Source organism: Henriciella sp. (genome assembly GCF_049649345.1).
GTDB lineage: Bacteria > Pseudomonadota > Alphaproteobacteria > Caulobacterales > Hyphomonadaceae > Henriciella.
Window position 1 is genome coordinate 1 of the sequence record NZ_JBARZC010000013.1, and the last position, 2790, is coordinate 2790.

A 2790-nucleotide genomic window follows, 5' to 3' on the forward strand; every position below is an offset into this window, starting at 1 on the left:
GCCAGACTGACGATTCCGTTGAGGTCTATCTCGGCGCGGAGTTCATCGCCGTCGTCTACAAGGATGTCGATGAGGGCGAGACGTCCTATCAGTTCCAGATGACGGTGCTGGCCGAGGATCTCGGCTGATCGAAAGGCTGACATCTCATGCTGCTGTGCGCTGACCGGCTTACCAAACGCTTCGATCAGACGCTTGCGGTCAGTAATGTCAGCTTTGGCCTTGAGCCCGGCGAGACGCTCGCCCTGATCGGCCATTCCGGTTGCGGGAAAACCACGACTTTGAAAATGCTGAACCGGCTGATCGAGCCTGATGAGGGCTCGCTCATGCTGGGCGGCGTCAATGCTTTCGACATGCCGGGCCATGAATGGCGCAGGCGTATCGGCTTTGTGATCCAGCATGCGGGCCTCTTTCCGCACAGGACGGTGGCCGAGAATGTACTGGTGACGCCGCGCCTTCTCGACTGGGATGAGGCGCGCCAGCAGGACAAGCTTGAAGCGCTGCTGGATATGGTTGGTTTGCCGGCGAGCGACTATGCAGACCGCTACCCGGCAGAGCTTTCAGGCGGCCAGCGCCAGCGCATTGGTCTTGCGCGCGCTCTGGCGGCAGAACCTGAAATTGTCCTTATGGACGAGCCGTTTGCCGCGCTCGACCCGCTCACCAAGACCGGCCTGCTCGAAGACATAGACCGGCTAAAGTCTAAGCTGGGATTTGCCGCCGTTATGGTCACGCATGATTTTGGCGAAGCGCTGCGCCTTGCAGACCGTATCGCCGTCATGGACCGGGGCGAGATCGTGCAGGAAGGCACCGCGGAAGACCTTATCCGTTCACCCGCGAACGAGACAGTCAGCGATCTTCTGGCAGCCCCTCAGCAAATGGCGGCAAGCATCTCGCGTGCTTTCGGGCCGGGCTGATGGGCGGGATGTTCGCGGAAGAATTCGCTGTCTTTCCCGGCCACTATGCCGGCCACTTGAAGCTTGCTCTTGGCGCGCTGATGACCGGGCTTCTGGTCTCGCTGCCGGTTGGAATTCTGGCGTCCCGGCGCGACGCCCTGGCCGGACCGGCGCTCGCGACAGCCAGCGTTATCCAGACCATTCCTGGCATCGCGTTGCTGGCGCTCATGGTGCCGCTGATGGGCGGTATGATCGGCTTCTGGCCGGCCTTCGCAGCGCTCTCGCTCTATTCCATCCTGCCGATCCTCCGAAACACGATTGTCGGCCTGCGCGGCGTTGATGCTGATGTTCGTGAAGCGGCTCTGGCCGTCGGCATGACAGCTCGCCAGCGTTTGCGGCAGGTCGATCTGCCGCTGGCGGCCCCGGTGATTGTTGCGGGCTTGAGAACAGCCTCAGCCTGGGTGGTTGGAACAGCAACGCTCTCGACCCCCGTCGGCGCGCGCAGCCTTGGCAATTACATCTTCCAGGGCCTGCAGACGCGAAACTGGGGCGCTGTCCTGTTTGGCTGTCTTGTATCAGCGGCCTTGGCGCTCGCGCTCGATCAGGTGATCGCGCAGTTCGAGAAATCGGCGCAGGACAGGTCCAGACCGCGCGCCATTGCGGGCGTCATCGGGCTTTGTCTTATCATCGCGCCGGCGCTGAGCGTCTTTGCAGGACAGCGGGCGACGACAGGTCTGGCGCCCGGCAGCCCTTCGGCGGCGGTATCGTCCCTCGAAGGACAGACAATCGTCGTCGGCAGCAAGGGCTTTACCGAGCAGTACATTCTCGCAGACCTCCTGAAACGCACGCTTGAAGCCAAGGGCGCCCGCGTCGAGACACGCGACGGTCTTGGCACGACAGTGGCGTTCGACGCCCTCGCGAGCGGGTCGATCGATGTCTATGTGGACTATACCGGCACGATCTGGGCCGCGCTGATGGAGCGCGATGAACCGGCTCAGCGGTCTGCCATGTATGCCGGGGTCTCGGCCTGGCTTCTGAATGAACGCGGCGTGATGGCCTTCGGTAAGCTCGGTTTCGAAAACGCATATGCCTTCGCGACAAGCCCGCAAACGGCGGAAGCGAACGGGCTGGAGACGATTGAAGACCTCGCCGGGCTCGACCTGTCGATCGCGAGCGATCCGGAATTCTTCGGCCGGTCGGAATGGACGCGGACGCGCGATTCGTATGGGCTGCAGGCGCTCGTTCCGCGCAGCATGGATTCGGCCTTCATGTATGACGCTGTGAGGAATGGCGAGGTGGGGCTTGTCACCGCTTATACGACCGACGGGAGGATCGATGCGTTTGATCTTGTCCTGCTGGAGGACACGCTGGACGTCCTGCCGCCTTATGATGCCTTTATCCTTCTCTCGCCTGACGCGCAGGAGAACACCGCGCTGCTCAATGCCCTAGAGCCGTTGCAGGGCGCGATCAGCACAGAGCTGATGCGCCAGGCCAATTCCAAGGTCGACATCGAGCGCCAGAGTGTGGGTGAGGCCGGAGCGTGGTTATATGAGCAGATTCTCGGCGAAGAAGAGTAGGTGAATGCTCACCGTGCGGGCTTCTGATGATGGGCCCCAAAACCAAAAACGGGCGCCCGTTCTGAGCGCCCGTCCCTGTGAGCTTTGCATTTCAGGATCAGAGAACGTCCAGCATCTCCGCGACAAGCGGGTGGCGGACGATGTCCTGGCCTTCGAGATAGACGACTTCCGCATCCGAAAGGCTTTCAAGCCTTTCAGCCGCCTGGCCGAGACCGGAGAGGTGCGGCAGAAGGTCTGACTGTGCCGGGTCTCCGGTGACTGCCATGGTCGAGTGCCAGCCGAGCCGCGTCAGCAGCATCTTCAGCTGCGTGTAAGTGCAGTTC

The 2790-nt window shown here is 62.0% G+C and carries 4 protein-coding genes; 3 read left to right on the top strand and 1 reads right to left on the bottom strand.

Annotation, left to right across the window (positions count from 1 at the left end; translation table 11 throughout):
• The 3 genes from WA989_RS00345 to WA989_RS00355 all read left to right on the top strand — a co-directional run.
• Nucleotides 1–128 (top strand): DUF3126 family protein (locus WA989_RS00345; protein WP_424338547.1); only part of this gene is annotated, 128 nt, incomplete at its 5' end.
• 18 nt (nt 129–146) lie between these two features.
• Nucleotides 147–911, top strand: a complete 765-nt coding sequence (locus WA989_RS00350) for an ATP-binding cassette domain-containing protein (RefSeq protein WP_424338544.1) — start codon at nt 147–149, stop codon at nt 909–911.
• Nucleotides 911–2467, top strand: coding sequence for an ABC transporter permease/substrate-binding protein (locus WA989_RS00355; protein WP_424338545.1), 1557 nt, complete (start codon nt 911–913; stop codon nt 2465–2467). Before WA989_RS00350 ends, WA989_RS00355 begins: the two co-directional genes overlap by 1 nt.
• 97 nt (nt 2468–2564) lie before the next feature.
• Here the strand turns inward: WA989_RS00355 and WA989_RS00360 are convergent.
• A partial coding sequence (locus WA989_RS00360; protein ID WP_424338546.1) for a PhoH family protein occupies nt 2565–2790 on the bottom strand: 226 nt, incomplete at its 5' end.